The organism is Streptomyces sp. NBC_00316 (assembly GCF_036158715.1).
Classification (GTDB): Bacteria; Actinomycetota; Actinomycetes; order Streptomycetales; family Streptomycetaceae; genus Streptomyces.
Window position 1 is genome coordinate 1,917,175 of record NZ_CP108023.1, and the last position, 14,217, is coordinate 1,931,391.

The following is a 14,217-nucleotide window of genomic DNA, read 5'->3' on the forward strand; positions in this document are numbered from 1 at the left end:
CTGCTACGGCCGGGGCGTTGTTTCTTCCTGAATCACGGACTGGGCGATGGCGAAAGCGGCACCCGCGGCCGGGATGCCGCAGTACACGGCGGTCTGCAGCAGCACTTCCTTGATCTCCGCGGGGGTCAGCCCGTTGCGCAGGGCGGCCCTGACGTGCGGCGCGAAGCCCTCCAGGTGGCCGGAGGTGACCAGCGCGGTGAGCGTGACGCAGCTGCGGGCCCGGCGGTCGAGGCCCTCCCGGGTCCAGGTCTCGCCCCAGGCGTAGCGCGTGACGAGCTCCTGGAATTCGCCGGTGAAATCGTCTGACCCGGCCATCACCTGGTCGACATGGGCGTCGCCGAGCACCTCGCGGCGGACCCTCATGCCCGGGTCGTACGGGTCGCGGCGGCCGGCTGCCGCGGCCTCGGGCGCGGCCGTGGCGGGGGCGATCTCCGCAAGGGGCAGGACAGGGGCCGAGAGCGCGGGGCCCGAGCCCGGGACGGGAATGGCGGCGAGAGTGTCCTGCCAGCTCGTGGAGAAGTGGGTGAGGAGCAGGTCGGTGACCGCGGCCGGCTGCTCGACGGGCGCGAGGTGCGAGGCGCCGGGGACGAGGGCGAGCCGGGCGTCCGGAATGCCGGCGACCAGGGTGCGGGCCTCGGCAGGCCCGGTGACCCGGTCCTCGGCGCCGACGAGGACGAGGGTCGGAACGCCGATACGGCCGAGTTCGCCGCGGATGTCGAAGGCGGCGAGGGCTTCGCAGGCGGCGATGTAGCAGCCGGGGTCGGTGGTCCGGACCATCTGGACGGCCCACTCGACGATGGCGGCCTGGGCGGCGGCGAAGCCGGGGGTGAACCAGTGCTCCGGTGCGCTGCGGGCCATCGGCTCCAGGCCGTTGGTACGGACGATCACGCCGCGTTGGCGGAACTCGTCGGCGCTGCCGAACCGGGGCGAGGCCGCGACCAGGGCGAGCGCGGCGACCCGGTGCGGGTGCCGCAGTGCGAGGTCGGCGCCGATCGCCCCGCCGATGGAGCAGCCCGCGTACCCGAAGCGCTGGACTCCGAGGCTGTCGAGGGTGGCCAGCAGCCGGTCGGCCAGTTCACCGACGGCGGTGGCGGGGTGGGCGGGGGCGCCGCCGTGACCCGGCAGGTCGAAACGGAAGACCCGCCAGTGCTGCGAGAGCTCGGGTATCTGGCGGTCCCACATGTGCCAGGTGGTGCCCAGCGAGGGACCGATGACGAGGACGGGGGCGTCCTGCGGTCCGTCGAACCGGTACTGCAGCGTCTGGGGTCCGGGCGGGGTCTGCGAAGACGGTACGGGCTGCCCGGGCCCCATGGGCTGGACGGGCTGGAGCGGCTGTGCGTACGACGGCTGCATCGGCACCTGCCCGGGCTGTGGAACCGGGAACGGCGGCACCGGCTGCAGGGCGGGGTGGACCGGCTGTGCGGCCGGCGCCCCCAGGAACGGCTCGACCGTCTGGGAGCCCTGGAACTGCTGCGCCGCAGGTGCGGACTGCACGCCCGGGAAGGGCAGCGGGGACTGCAGGGTGTTCGTCTCACTCACATCGCTCACTTGCTCCAGGTTAGTGAGCGGTATGCCGGCCTCCGGTCAGGGGGTCGACGCAAAAGCGGCATAGGCGACAGGAGATGCCGGATCGGTCATGTCGACGGTGCTGTCCTGCGGGGGGCGCGACCGCTCGTCGGTGTGCCTGGTGCCCGCCCGGTCGACGCCGGAACCGAAGTACCATCCCGCGATCCCGGTGTCGTGCGCGCTGACGGTGGCCTTGCCGTCCTGCAGGGCCGCGCGGCCGGAGCCGGGACGGGAGAGGAAGCGGTCGAGCCCGGAGGACGACATGCGGAACTGCACGGTGGCTCGGGGAACTACCGCCGGCGCTCGGCGCAGACGGAGGTGGCTACCTCTTCGAGCGTGGGATAGCTGAGCGTCCTGACCAGCTCGACCTGGTAGCAGGCAGTCGTCTCCTCGCGGGCGCCGGGGCGGCCGTAGGACCCACGCGCCGAGAAGGTCACCACCGTGGTGTCGCCCCGCCGGGACAGTGCCGCCGTTTCGATCGTCACTGCGTCCGGCTTCGGAACGGTGGAGAGTCCCGCCTCGGTGAGCGGGCCGCTCCGGGTGACGGCGAAGAGCGCGTCGGCGTACTGCCCGGCTGCGTGTTCCAGGCCGTAACGCACCTGCTTCTCGTTCGTCGTGCCGGCCGGCGGCGGGCTGGGCCAGGTCGCCAGCACCCGGACGAGGCCGATGACGGCGATGGCCAGGACGATCCCGCCGCAGGAGGCGAGGGTCCGGTACGCGGTGGACTGACGCGGCGGAAGGTGATCGGCCGTGCCGGGAGGGCCGGAACTCATGGGGCGCTCTCTCCATGCCTGAGGGGTGGTGACCTCCGCTCTGCGGAGGTCACCACCCCGGGTCGGGTCGGGACGCTACGGCCCTCGGGTCAGTACTTGGCTACGGCCAGAGCGTTCTGGAAGGCCAGGGCGTAGCGCGAGGTGCCGGTGTTCGTAGGGTGGTAACTCTCCATGCTCGGGCAGATCAGGCTGCCGGGACAGGAGAAGTCGCCCGGTATACCGTTCGCGGGACCGGCGACCAGGTCGTTGATGCCCGACGGGGAGTCGCACATCCGGTAGCCCTCGAACTCCGGGTCGGGCGAGTAGAAGGTCACCGGAACACCGTTGGACTTCGCAGTGGTCGCGGCGTTCTGCTCCTTGTTCGTCATGTCGTCGCCCCACCCGTTGAGCAGGACCTGCGCCCCCGTCGTCATCACGCTGGTGCAGGTGAGACTGTTCGGGTTGAACAGCTTCGGGTACCCGAGCAGAATGATGTGCGCGTTGGGCGCCTTGTCGTGGATGTGCTGCAGCATGGTGGGAAGCCGGTCCGTGGCGTACGTGAGGTTCTGCTGCACGGTGGAATCCGAGGGACAGCCCACCGTGATGTCCCCGCAACCACCCACGGTTCCACCGAAGTTTGCGTCATTGCCGCCCAGCGTGAGCGCCACGAGGGTGGTGTCGTTGTTGAGGAAGCCCGAGTCCAGCTGGGTCACCTCGCCGTACCGCCCGAGCGAACCGGGCTGCCCTTCGCTGCTGCTGGCGTAGTACGGATCCACGTCGTACGAATAGGCGCCGCTGCAGGCCACCGAGTGGAAGTCCAGCGTCCTGTCCAGGGCGTCCGCGCGACCTCCGACGGAAGTCGACGAGCTCGGAAGACTCGCCTTGCGGACCCAGGAGTTGGAGCTGCGCAGGCAGGCGTTCCAGTTGTGCCCCGGGGAGGTCTGGCTGCTGATCGAGGCGTACGGGCCCGAGGTCGTGCCGTAGTCGTACGAGCCCGCGCCGGTGCCCGAGGAGTAGGAGTCGCCGAGTTGCACGACGATGTCCTTGGGCTTCGCCGGCAGCGGCTGGAAGGCGACTGCGTCCCAGGCGACGTCCTCGTCCGCCGTACCGTCCGGCGCATAGTTGCTGAGCGAGACGCTCTGGGTGCCTGACGCGGAGGAGAAGTTGAACACGCCCAGGCTGACCCAGGTGTTGTCCTTCACATGGACATTGAGGATGCGGTTCTGCGAAGCGCCGGCGCCCGGGTCGACCGTGTAGACCGCGTCCTGCGTCTGGGAGCCCGTGTCGGGCAGATGGACCATGACCCGGGTCCAGCCGTCGATCGGCTGGCTCAGCTTCCAGGTGCCCGTGATCGCCATGGTGCCGTGCACATCGGGGGTCGTGGAAAGGTCGTACTCGTTGCTGTTGTCGGAGCCGGTGGCGGTGTTGCGCGTGTGGGCGTACCAGAAGTGGTCGCCGAAGCCGCCGCCTATCTGGTGGAGGTCACCCTTGGCCTCGTAGTGGTTCTGCGCATCGGCGTCGAACGCGCCGAAACTGAAGGAACCCTTGTTGGACCAGGCCGCCTTGGAGCATCCGTCGGTCATCGTCGGGACGTCGTTGGGCACGTTGTCCACGACCAGGGCGCCGGATGGCACCGAGTTGTTGCACATGTGCCCGGAGCCGTTGTTCCCGTTGCCCAGTTCGGACCTGAGGGTCTTGTACGTCAGGTACTCGTGCCCGCAGCTGGTGGGGCAGTTGACCTTCCACGTGGTCTGGGTCGCGTGGTACCAGTGCGGTGGGTCGCAGGTCGGGCCGAGGTGGTCGACCTCGCAGCGCGGCGGATCGGCCGGGTCACAGTCATTGACCAGCAGGGCACAGAAGGTGTCGAGGCCCGGCTTGACGGTGGAGCGGTCTGCGTCGGTGCTCCACCAGGCGGGCGAGTAGCCCGCGGTGTTGCTGTTGTTCGAGGTGCCGTCGTCGGCGTAGGCGCGTCCGGTGTCCATCGGCCAGGCTCCCCAGCCGAGCACCTTCTCCTCGTACGGCCAGTCCTGCGGGTGCGCGGCGTCGGCGTAGGTGTTCTGGTCCAGGAAGGCGTGCCGGTCGGGCGGGTAGAGCGGGTTGGACGGGTTGTTCAGCCAGCCGAGGCCCCACGGCGCGGACGGGGTGGGCGGAACGTAGAAATTGAACCCCGAGTTGTAGTTCCACAGGGCGGCGAGCCAGTTCTCCGGCGCCGCGGGGTCATCGGTGTTCAGCTTGATGGTGGTGGAGGCATCGGTGGTGTGCAGCTCGTTCCACTTCTCCGAGAGCGTCTGTGCCGCCACCGCGATGTTGGAGGTGTAATCGAGGGCGATGGCCTTCTGCTGAGCGGCCGGGAGCTCGTCGACGGCACCGGACTTCATGCCGTCGGTCTGCTGGCCTATGCCGTAGCCGCAGTCGGTCTTGGTCCAGTCGATCAGCCAGTGGTCCGCGGGGGTCGCCGGGCTGTTCGGGTGCCCGTAGAAGCCGTTGGTGCTGGCAAGCGTGGAGCTGGTCTGTCCGGGCAGCGCGCCCCCTTCGGCCTGCCACATGTTGGATTCCTGGGCCACCACTCCCAGCAGGACCTGCGCGGGGATTCGGCCACCGCTCGTCCCGTTCAGTGCCGGCAGCGGGAACATGCCCTGCGGGTTGACCGTTCCGAGCCCATCGGCGCTGCGCCACCCGCCCTGCCGGACATAGGTGCTGGTGAGGCTTCCGCGGATGGCCATGTCGACGGCCCACTCGACCTGATTGGGCGTCGGCTGGTACGCCTGCTGCTTGGGGTCGTTGCGGGGCTGCGAGCAGGTGCGGTCGTTGTCGACGGTGGAGTTGGGGTCGCCGGCCGCCGTCGCCGCCATGGTGGCGGCCTTCGTTGTCGCCCCGGCCGTCGTGCCGGCGGCCGTACCCGTCAGGGCCGGCGAGACAACCTTGCCCCTGGCGGCGGGAGCGGCGCCCGAGCCGACGGTGAAGGCGACCGTCTTCCCGGTCGCCGGGACCTCGGTCTTGATCTGCAGAGGTGACGGCGCATTCCACGCGGTCGCCGCCAGCGGGCTGGAAACATGGCTGCGCAGGCTCGTGGCGACCGCCTGGTCGATGGCGAGTGCACCGGTGGAGGACACTTTCGCCTTCGCCGACACCTTCAACTGCCTCACCGGGGCGGGCATCGCCCCGGTGGAGGTGGGTGCACCCGTGAGGAAGACGCGTCCGGAGGTTCCGGCTTCCAGACCCAGTGATCCCGCGCGTCCCTGCGCGAGAGTGGTGGTCCTGCCGCCCGCGGTGCGGCGAGCACGCGCCGTACCGCCCTTCTGGTCAAGGAAGTTGATGCCGCCTTCGCGGTCGACCCGTAGATCGAAAGCGGGGCCGGTAGTGGTGGTGAGCTCGGTGGCGCGGCTCTTCCGGTCGAAGTGGATCAGCCGGCCCGCCGCCGCGCCGACGATGGAGTCGCCCGCCGGAACCGCGGAGGTGACCTGGACGTTCTCGGTCTGCTTCCGCGTGACGGTGCCGGTGACCGTGTCCACCGTCAGCAGTCGGGTCCGATTCGCCCGGTCGTCACCGATCTGAGTCAGTACGGCGGTCTCGCCGGTGCCGCAGCCCGGATTGAAATACGCCAGCGTGACCGTACCGGCGAGCTTGGTGACCTTGCCACTGGTCAGGTCGACGACAGCTGCGAAACCGCCTCGCTCCATCAACGCAGGCTTGTTGGTGAACTCCCGTGGCCCGTAGACCACTACAGCGCGCTTCCCGGACCCCGTGACGCACGAGTTTCCGATCCACAGATCAGTACCGAACCCAGGTTCCGAGAGTGTCGCCACCGTTCGCCACTGGTAGGCCTGCTTGCTCTCGGCGGCGAGCACATGGAGGCCGGATCCGTCGCCGGCAGTTGTCACAGCGCGGTCCGCGGACTTCTTCCATGTTTTCGGTAGGTCCTCGTCGGGCGACAGCACCTTGGACGACTGGTCCTGGCGCGGAGCCCGCGGATCGACATCCCTGCCGGATTCCTTGCTTGCGACGGTCGTACTTCCCGGGGCCGGTTGTCCGGCCCAGGCCGGTCCCCCCTGGGTCAGGCCCGCGACTGCCACAATCGTGGTAACCACTGCGAGTGGGATGCGCGCTCTATTTCTCAGCCTCAAGGATTCTCCAAAGGTCCGAAGAATTGTGTTACGCATTCTGTTGCAGTTCTTCTGATTTCTGCATGCGGGCACGCAGAAATCCCCGACCCGTGAACACCATGCCACGAACGGGACGCGATGACGTGATCAGGTAGCGACCTACCTGCACATGGGAATCACTCGGGATTCGCCAGCCATTCAAACTAAATGTGGGCCTGGGCTGCAAACGGAAAATACCCTCGCCGATGCAGCTTGGTCCAGACCTGAGCCAGCAAAGATCACGCAAAAATGGATGACTCCGCAATCCGCGGATCCCGGGCGAGCATCGCACCCGGGATTGGAAGGTGAACGGCACCCTTCCATGCAACACAGGCGAAGGGCCTTCCGGCGGTAATGTGCCGCTCCGGGATCGAGCGGCACTTCTGCCCCGTTTGCCGGATCCGGCCCCGGGATTTTGATGGCCGGCCGGGTTCAATGCATTACATGCAAGAGCATCCGGTATGCCCGTTTGGCGAGAGTGATTTCTCTTCGTCGATATCATCAGGAACCAGCAATTCCTGGCAATAGGGGGCACCCGGACCCGCATCATCCCTCAGGACGACGGCACGAACCGCCGGGTCCCACCGGGGGCTTTCCGGTTTGACGACGCGCACGAGGTCAGGCCGACCCCGATCACCTCGGACGGCGCAGGAGACGAGACGTAGCATTCGACGCGGCCACCTTCACCCCCGACCACCAAACGGACGTGGACATCACTCCACCGGGCGCGTACACAGCGATCGACATATCGGACGGTTCGGTCTTCGTCGAACCGGATTTCCATATTCCAGCAGATCCGGCTGCCCAGAGGTCACGCCACCTCACGCGACGCATGGAGGTGTGACCGGCCGGGACCCTCGATCGCGATGTGGCCGACATCACGCTCGACATCAAATTCAACCGCTCGGAAACCTGCTCGCCCCAGCAGGGGGATTCCTCTTTGTCCTGGTTTCCCGGTTACGTTCACATCGCCGCCGCGATGCGTGAGCACTCCTGGAACAACTACCTTTCGGCCAAGGGCCGGCAAATTCCAGACCTTCACCCCGATGACCAACCCCACAGCATTGCAGGTCCATGCGCCGGACCTCGCAGTGGAGCGATTTCGCCATCAAAATCACCGAGGGCTGCAGGGCCCGGCAATTATCAGCCAACCCACCATTTCGACTCCGCGAAATATCCGACCGCCGCGGCGCACGTGTGGCTCATGCACAACCCGACCACGCGAAGAAGTGCAATTCGCCGATGAACAACCTGCCGGACTCGAAGAACCAGTTCGACCGGGCACCACGGAAGAACCGTGACACCAGCTGTCCCCGTGCCAAAACGGTGGGTCGATGACGCGTCGACGGAAGACAGCGCCGCGTCGGCGCTGAGAGAACCACACCCCGGCACCAGGAAGCGCCCGGCTTCCCACACCTCGGCGCCATCGCATCGCGCAGGGAGTTGTGACACTTCCGGTGGCGGGACGCCACTCGACTCCTCCAGACGCTCCTAAGGACTGTCCCGTAATCCCTGGCGGGCGCACGACGACAGCTGCGGCACCTCGCCGCGTTGTCGGAACACCCGAATACACCCCGTACGAGGACGCCCCTCCGCCTTGCGATGCACCACATCCGACGCCGCGCGCTGATCCACCAGGGATTACGGGACAGCCCTTAGCCGACGGGCGGACGGAGCGCGGGGTGTTCGTCCCACTCACATCGCTCACTTGCTCCAGCTCAGTGAGCGGTATGCCGGCCTCCGGTCAGGGGGTCGACGCAGACACGACATAGACGACAGGGGAGGCCGGATCGGTCATGTCGACGGTGATGTCCTGCGTGGGGCGCGGCCGCTCGTTGGTGTGCGTGGTGCCCGCCCAGGCGACGCCGGAGCCGAAGTACCAGCCCGCGATCCCGGTGTCGCGCTCGCTGACGGTGACCTTTCCGTCCTGCAGGGCCGCGCGGCCGGAGCCGAGACGGGACAGGAAGCGGTCGAGCCCGGAGGACGACGTGCGGAACTGCACGTACATCCGGCTGGCCTTCCAGTTGTTCGTCTCGTAGTACTTGACGTCCACCGCGTCACCGGGGACCGGCACCTCGAAGATGCGGCGCTGCATCCGCGACGGCCAGTCCTCGCGGAGCCCCTGCGCCGCGGCCTCGGCCTCCTTGTCCTCTCCGGAGCGCCTGCTCTGGCCCGCGGAGATCAGCAGATAGCCGGCCGGGACCCCGATCAGCAGGAGGATGATGGTCGCCGTGATCAGGCGCCGGCGGAACGTCCGGCGCCGGTCCTGCGGAGGCCGCCGTCCGCCGCCCTCGTCGGGCGGCGAGGACTGGCGCGGCAGGACGGGATGATCGACTGCGGTCATGATCGGCGATTCCTAGGAGGTACGGGTGTTGCGGGTGGACCTGATGGTGTTCGCCGCCTGGTCGTAGATCTGCGCGTACCGCTCGTACCGCTCGACGCGGCGGCGGTTGGTACGGCGGAACCGGCGGGCGACCAGCCGGGCCAGGTCGGCGGCGCCGACCATACCCGCCTCCGGGCCGAGCTGTGCCTTCGCGATCCGGGCCTCGGGACGGTAACCGCGACCGGTGAGGTGGCGTTTGAAGGCGTCCCTCGCAGGACCGATCAGCAGGTCGTCGGCAGCGCTGACGCCGCCTCCGATGACGAAGCAGGACGGGTCGAGCGCGGCAGCCAGATTGGCGATGCCGACGCCGAGCCACTGGCCGATGTCCTGCAGGAGCTCGATGCACATCGCATCGCCCTCGCGGGCCAGTTCGGTGATGAGCGGCCCGGTGATGTCGGGGATGTTCCCCTTGACCCGCTCGATGATGCCGTGGGCGACCGGAGAGTCCGCGGCAGCCAGTTCCCTGGCCTCGCGGACGAGGGCGTTGCCGGAGCTGTACTGCTCCCAGCAGCCGCGGTTCCCGCACGGGCAGCGGTGCCCGCCCGGCACCACCTGCATGTGGCCGAACTCACCGGCCACCCCGTACTTGCCCCGCTTGACCTGACCGTCCTCCAGGATCGCGCCGCCGATGCCGGTGCCGAGCGTGATCATGACGAGATGGTCCTCGCCCCGGCCGGCACCGAACCGCCATTCCGCCCATGCGGCGGTGTTCGCGTCGTTGTCGACCATGACGGGGACGACGAGGCGTGAGGCGAGGGCGTCGCGCAGCGGTTCGTCGCGCCAGGCGAGGTGCGGGGCGAACAGCACCTTGGAGCGGTCGGCGTCGACCCAGCCGGCCGCGCCGATGCCGACGGCGTGCACGTCGTGCCGGTCGGAGAGGTCGAGGACCAGCTCGACGATGGTGTCCTCGACGACCTTGGGGCTCTTGGACTTGTCCGGCGTCTCGGTGCGCAGCTGTTCCAGGATGTTGCCGTCGGCGTCGACGACGCCGGCCATCACCTTCGTACCCCCGATGTCGATGCCGACGGTGGGGACCCGCGGCGCTGTGAGGTGCGAGCGCCGCTCACGGGTGCCGACGGTCCGCAGGACGGTGGCGCGGGCGGAGCCGCGGTGTGCGAAGTCGCGGTACGTGCTCATCGTCCCTGCGGGGTCTGGACGGGCCGGGTGGTGACGGCTCCCGGCGGCGGGCGGCGCCCTCCGGGCTCGATTCTGCCACTGCCGGAGCGCCGGGGCGGGCGGACGGGGCGCACCGCCCCGCCCGCACCCCGTGCTACGGGGTGTCGCCGGTGACCGGATGGCCGCCCAGATGGGTCGGCGAGGGCGCCCGCCGGAGCTCGTGGCTGAGCTCCTCCAGCTCGCTGCCGCCCGCCATCTGGCGGGTCAGCTCGTCCAGGGTGATGGAGTCCTTGGTGTGGCTGCCGGACATGGCGCCGCGCTTGAGCAGCACGAACCGGTCACCGACCAGATACGCGTGGTGCGGGTTGTGCGTGATGAGAACCACGCCGAGACCGGCGTCCCGGGCCGCCGCCACGTACTTCAGCACGACCCCGGACTGCTTGACGCCGAGCGCCGCGGTGGGCTCGTCCAGGACGAGAACCTTGGCCCCGAAGTAGACGGCGCGCGCGATGGCGACGCACTGGCGCTCGCCACCGGACAGGGTGCCGATCGGCTGGTCCACGTCTCGCAGGTCGATACCCATGCGCAGCAGCTCGGAGCGGGTCGTCTCGCGCATCGTCCGCACGTCGAGCCGCTTGAACGGGCCGGCGCCGGTCGTCGGCTCGGAGCCGAGGAAGAAGTTCCGCCAGACGGGCATCAGCGGGACGACGGCGAGGTCCTGGTAGACCGTGGCGATCCCCCGGTCCAGGGCCTCGCGGGGGTTGGCGAGCGCGGCCTCCTCGCCGTCGATGAGGAACTGTCCCGCGTCGTGCCGGTGCAGCCCGGAGATGATCTTGATGAGGGTGGACTTGCCGGCGCCGTTGTCGCCGAGTACGCAGGAGATCTCGCCCGCGTGGACCTCCAGCGAGACGTCCTCCAGGGCCTTGATGTTCCCGTAGAACTTGCTGACGTGGTCCAGCCGGATCAGCGCCCGGGGGGCCGGGGTCGTCATTTCGTCGCCTCCGCGCGCTTGCGTACCCATGCGTTGAGCAGGGTGGCCAGGAGCAGCATGGCTCCGAGGAAGAACTTGAACCAGTCCGGGTTCCACTCCGCGTACACGATGCCCTTGCTGGTCATGCCGAAGATGAAGGCGCCGACCGCCGAGCCGATCGCCGAGCCGTAGCCGCCGGTGATCAGGCAGCCGCCGATGACGGCCGCGATGATGTACGTCAGCTCGTTGCCGACGCCCTCACCGGACTGCACCACGTCGAACGAGAACAGCAGATGCTGCCCGGAGACCCAGGCGGCGAAGGCGACCCCGAGGTAGAGCCCGACCTTGGTGCGGATCACCGGGACGCCGACCGCGCGGGCCGCGTCGGCCCCGCCGCCGACCGCGAAGATCCAGTTGCCGAAGCGGGTACGGAGCAGGATCCAGGTGGCGATCGCCACGAGCACCACCCACCACAGGATGGTGACCTTGAGCTCGACGCCGCCGACGGTCCACTGCGAGGCGAAGACCCTGCGGGCGGAGTCGAAGCCCTCCATGTTCGCGATGGACTTCGTCGACACGGTGCCGCTGATCAGCTTGGTGAAGCCGAGATTGAGACCGGTCAGCATCAGGAACGTACCGAGCGTGATGATGAAGCTCGGCAGTTTGGTGCGGGTCAGCATCAACCCGTTGAACGCGCCGACGGCCAGCGTCACCAGCAGCGACACGAAGACGCCGACCCAGACATTGGCCGTCATCTGGTAGCTGAACATCGAGGAGACCAGCGCGGAGCTGGTGACCAGGACACCGGCCGACAGGTCGAACTCACCGCCGATCATCAGCAGCGCCACCGGCGCCGCCATGATCCCGATGGTGGACGCCGCGTACAGCACCGTGCCGAAGCTGGAGGCGCGCAGGAAACTGTCGGCGACGATCGAGAAGAAGATGAAGACGGCCGCGGCGCCGACGACGGAACCGAGCTCGGGGCGGCCGAGCAGCCTGCGCAGCGCCGAGGTGTGCAGCAGCCGCTCGTCCGCCCCGGCCGCCGGGGCGGGTGGTTGCTCGGTCGTGGTCATCGGGTCCCCCGCTCGGTGTACTCGGTCAGCTGGGCGGCGTCCTTCGCCGTGATGATCTGCGGGCCGGTGAGAACGGGACGCCCGCCGCCGAGCACATTGCGGTTGTAGCGGTAGAGCCAGAGCAGGTCGATGGCCTCGTAGCCCTGGAGGTACGGCTGCTGGTCGACGGCGAAGCCCAGGGTCTTGTCCTGCAGTGCGGTGGCGACCTTGGCATTCAGATCGAACGTGTCGATCTCGGCGTCGGAGCCGGCGGTGCGCTTCGCCTTCACGGCGGCGTCCGCGAACGGCGCGCCGAGGGTGACGACCGCGTCGATGCTCTTGTCGGCCTGGAGCTTCGCCTCGATGGACGCCTGGACGTCGGGCATGTTGGTGCCCTCGACGTACAGGTTCTGCATCTGCCCGTCGAACGCCTTCTTCGCCCCGGCGCAGCGCTGCTCGTGGCCGACGTTGCCCTGCTCGTGCAGGATGCACAGGGCCTTCTTGCGGCCGCGCGCGTTGAGCTCGTCACCGACGGCTTCACCGGCGATGGACTCGTCCTGGCCGATGTGGGTGAGCGCGCCGAACGCCTTGGACTCCGCGGAGCCCGAGTTCACCGTGATCACCGGGATCCCGGCCCGGGTCGCCTTGGCGACGACGTCCTTCATCGCGTCGGGCTTGGCGAGCGTGACGACCAGCCCGTCGACCTTCTGGTCGATGGCGGCCTGCACGAGCTGGGCCTGCTGCTGCGCCTCGTCGTTGTGCGAGTACAGGAACTTGATGTTGTCCTTGACGGCCGCCTGCTCGGCGCCGCGCTGGACGATGTCCCAGAAGGTGTCGCCGTCGCCCGAGTGGGTCACCATGGCGAAGGTCCAGCGGGGTGTGTCCACCGCGGACCGCCCTTCGGCGGCGGCCCGGGCCGCGCGCTCCTCCGCCCGCTTGCCGCCGGTGCTGCTGCATCCCACGAGGGATGCCCCCAGCACCGCCGCAAGCACGGCGCCCATCGCACGTACCCCTGTCCGAACCCTTGCCACGACGCCGTGCCCTTCTTGTGCTGCTCGCTGTGTTGCTTGGTGCCGCCCGGGGGTATGGCCTCCCGGTCCAGCTGGCCAAGTATCCCCGAGCCCGACTCGGCGCCGCCCGGCAGGGGCGGGCCGCGTGTGTCGGGGCAGGGCGCGGGCGCAGCGGTGCGTGGTGATGTGTGCGGGGGTCATCGGGTGCCGCGCGCGGTGTATTTCTCCAGCTGCGGAACATCGTCGGCGGTGACGATCGCCGGGCCGGTGAGCACGGGCTTTCCGCCGCCGATGACGTTGCCGTTGGTCTTGTTGAGCCACAGTTCGTCGACGGCGAGATACCCCTGGAGGTACGGCTGCTGGTCGACGGCGAAGCCGACCTCCGAAGCCTTGAGGCGCTTGACGACCTCGGCGTTCAGATCGAAGGTGTCGATCTCCGCGTCGGAGCCTGCGTCCGCCTTGGCCTTGACCGAGGCGGCGGCGAAGGGTGCGCCGAGGGTGACGACCGCGTCGATGCCGTGGTCGGCCTGGAGCTTCGCTTCGATCGAGGAGGTGGAGGCGGGCATGTTGGTGCCCTCGACGTTGAGGTTCTCGACCGTGCCCTTGAAGGTCTTCTTCACCCCGGCGCACCGCTCCTCGAGCGACACATTCCCCTGCTCGTGGATGACACAGACGGCCTTCTTGCGCCCGCGCTCGTCGAGTTCCCGGCCGACCGCCTCGCCCGCGACCTTCTCGTCCTGCCCGATGTGACCGAGTGCGCCGAGCTCGCCGGAGAACTGCGCCCCGGAGTTGATGGTGACGACGGGTATGCCGGCCTTCACCGCCTTGGCGACGACGTCTGCGACGGCCTCCGGTTTGGCGAGGGTGACGACGATGCCGTCGACCTTCTGGTCGATGGCGGCCTGGACGAGCTGGGCCTGCCCCTTGCCTTCCTTGTCGGCGGAGTACAGGAACTCGACGTTGTCCTTGGCCGCGGCCTGCTTCGCGCCGCTGCGGACGATGTCCCAGAAGGTGTCGCCCTCCCCCGCGTGCGTCACCATGGCGACCTTCATGCGGGGTGTGGAGACGCCCTTCGCGCCCTGCCCGCCGCCGCTCCCGGACGGGTCCTCCGCGCTCCTGCCCCCGGAGCTGCTGCATCCGGTGGCGGTGGCGAGGCCGAGGGCGCATATGACTAAGAGGGTCGCTGCCCTGCGAGGGGTACGCATGGTGGGTCCGCCTTCTCTCCT

11 protein-coding genes are annotated in these 14,217 nt (G+C 68.8%); 1 reads left to right on the forward strand and 10 read right to left on the reverse strand.

Annotated features, from left to right (window positions below; translation table 11 throughout):
* Positions 1-3: 3 nt before the first annotated feature.
* The 4 genes from pcaDC to OG878_RS08455 all read right to left on the reverse strand — a co-directional run bounded on the left by pcaDC (position 4) and on the right by OG878_RS08455 (position 6,199).
* Entirely contained in the window at positions 4-1,311 is a 1,308-nt protein-coding gene (pcaDC, locus tag OG878_RS08440; protein ID WP_328891179.1) for a bifunctional 3-oxoadipate enol-lactonase/4-carboxymuconolactone decarboxylase PcaDC, read from the reverse strand.
* 273 nt (positions 1,312-1,584) lie between these two features.
* The gene (locus OG878_RS08445; RefSeq protein WP_328886199.1) at positions 1,585-1,830 is read right to left on the reverse strand and encodes a hypothetical protein; all 246 of its coding nucleotides are present in this window, start codon (positions 1,828-1,830) and stop codon (positions 1,585-1,587) included.
* Between the two features lie 26 nt (positions 1,831-1,856).
* Complete coding sequence (locus tag OG878_RS08450; RefSeq protein ID WP_328886200.1) at positions 1,857-2,339, reverse strand: hypothetical protein; 483 nt, start codon at positions 2,337-2,339, stop codon at positions 1,857-1,859.
* A gap of 89 nt (positions 2,340-2,428) precedes the next feature.
* On the reverse strand, positions 2,429-6,199 hold the full coding sequence (locus tag OG878_RS08455; protein WP_328886201.1) for a golvesin C-terminal-like domain-containing protein: 3,771 nt from the start codon (positions 6,197-6,199) through the stop codon (positions 2,429-2,431).
* Between the two features lie 1,129 nt (positions 6,200-7,328).
* Between OG878_RS08455 and OG878_RS08460 the strand changes: the two genes are divergently transcribed.
* The gene (locus tag OG878_RS08460; protein WP_328886202.1) at positions 7,329-7,706 is read left to right on the forward strand and encodes a hypothetical protein; all 378 of its coding nucleotides are present in this window, start codon (positions 7,329-7,331) and stop codon (positions 7,704-7,706) included.
* Between the two features lie 498 nt (positions 7,707-8,204).
* Here OG878_RS08460 and OG878_RS08465 read toward each other — a convergent pair whose 3' ends face one another.
* The 6 genes from OG878_RS08465 to OG878_RS08490 form a co-directional block, all read right to left on the reverse strand.
* Complete coding sequence (locus OG878_RS08465) at positions 8,205-8,804, reverse strand: hypothetical protein (RefSeq protein WP_328886203.1); 600 nt, start codon at positions 8,802-8,804, stop codon at positions 8,205-8,207.
* 12 nt (positions 8,805-8,816) lie between these two features.
* Positions 8,817-9,980 (reverse strand): ROK family glucokinase, encoded by a 1,164-nt coding sequence (locus OG878_RS08470; protein WP_277329210.1) that lies wholly within the window; start codon positions 9,978-9,980, stop codon positions 8,817-8,819.
* 133 nt (positions 9,981-10,113) lie between these two features.
* Entirely contained in the window at positions 10,114-10,980 is an 867-nt protein-coding gene (locus OG878_RS08475) for an ATP-binding cassette domain-containing protein (protein WP_443049076.1), read from the reverse strand.
* Positions 10,947-12,002 carry an ABC transporter permease gene (locus tag OG878_RS08480; RefSeq protein WP_328886205.1) on the reverse strand — a complete coding sequence of 352 codons (1,056 nt, stop codon included), beginning with the start codon at positions 12,000-12,002 and terminating at the stop codon, positions 10,947-10,949. Before OG878_RS08480 ends, OG878_RS08475 begins: the two co-directional genes overlap by 34 nt.
* Positions 11,999-13,012, reverse strand: a complete 1,014-nt coding sequence (locus tag OG878_RS08485; RefSeq protein WP_443049077.1) for a sugar ABC transporter substrate-binding protein — start codon at positions 13,010-13,012, stop codon at positions 11,999-12,001. The genes OG878_RS08480 and OG878_RS08485 overlap by 4 nt, the downstream gene beginning before the upstream one ends.
* A 176-nt stretch (positions 13,013-13,188) precedes the next feature.
* Positions 13,189-14,196: a sugar ABC transporter substrate-binding protein gene (locus tag OG878_RS08490; protein ID WP_328886207.1), complete on the reverse strand. Its 1,008-nt coding sequence runs from the start codon at positions 14,194-14,196 to the stop codon at positions 13,189-13,191.
* Positions 14,197-14,217 lie beyond the last annotated feature (21 nt).

Coding starts and splice junctions, on each gene's coding strand:
- pcaDC (WP_328891179.1), bottom strand. CDS start 1,311: ATGGGGCCCGGGCAGCCCGTACCGTCTTCGCAGACCCCGCCCGGACCC.
- OG878_RS08445 (WP_328886199.1), bottom strand. CDS start 1,830: ATGTCGTCCTCCGGGCTCGACCGCTTCCTCTCCCGTCCCGGCTCCGGC.
- OG878_RS08450 (WP_328886200.1), bottom strand. CDS start 2,339: ATGAGTTCCGGCCCTCCCGGCACGGCCGATCACCTTCCGCCGCGTCAG.
- OG878_RS08465 (WP_328886203.1), bottom strand. CDS start 8,804: ATGACCGCAGTCGATCATCCCGTCCTGCCGCGCCAGTCCTCGCCGCCC.
- OG878_RS08470 (WP_277329210.1), bottom strand. CDS start 9,980: ATGAGCACGTACCGCGACTTCGCACACCGCGGCTCCGCCCGCGCCACC.
- OG878_RS08475 (WP_443049076.1), bottom strand. CDS start 10,980: ATGGGTACGCAAGCGCGCGGAGGCGACGAAATGACGACCCCGGCCCCC.
- OG878_RS08480 (WP_328886205.1), bottom strand. CDS start 12,002: ATGACCACGACCGAGCAACCACCCGCCCCGGCGGCCGGGGCGGACGAG.
- OG878_RS08490 (WP_328886207.1), bottom strand. CDS start 14,196: ATGCGTACCCCTCGCAGGGCAGCGACCCTCTTAGTCATATGCGCCCTC.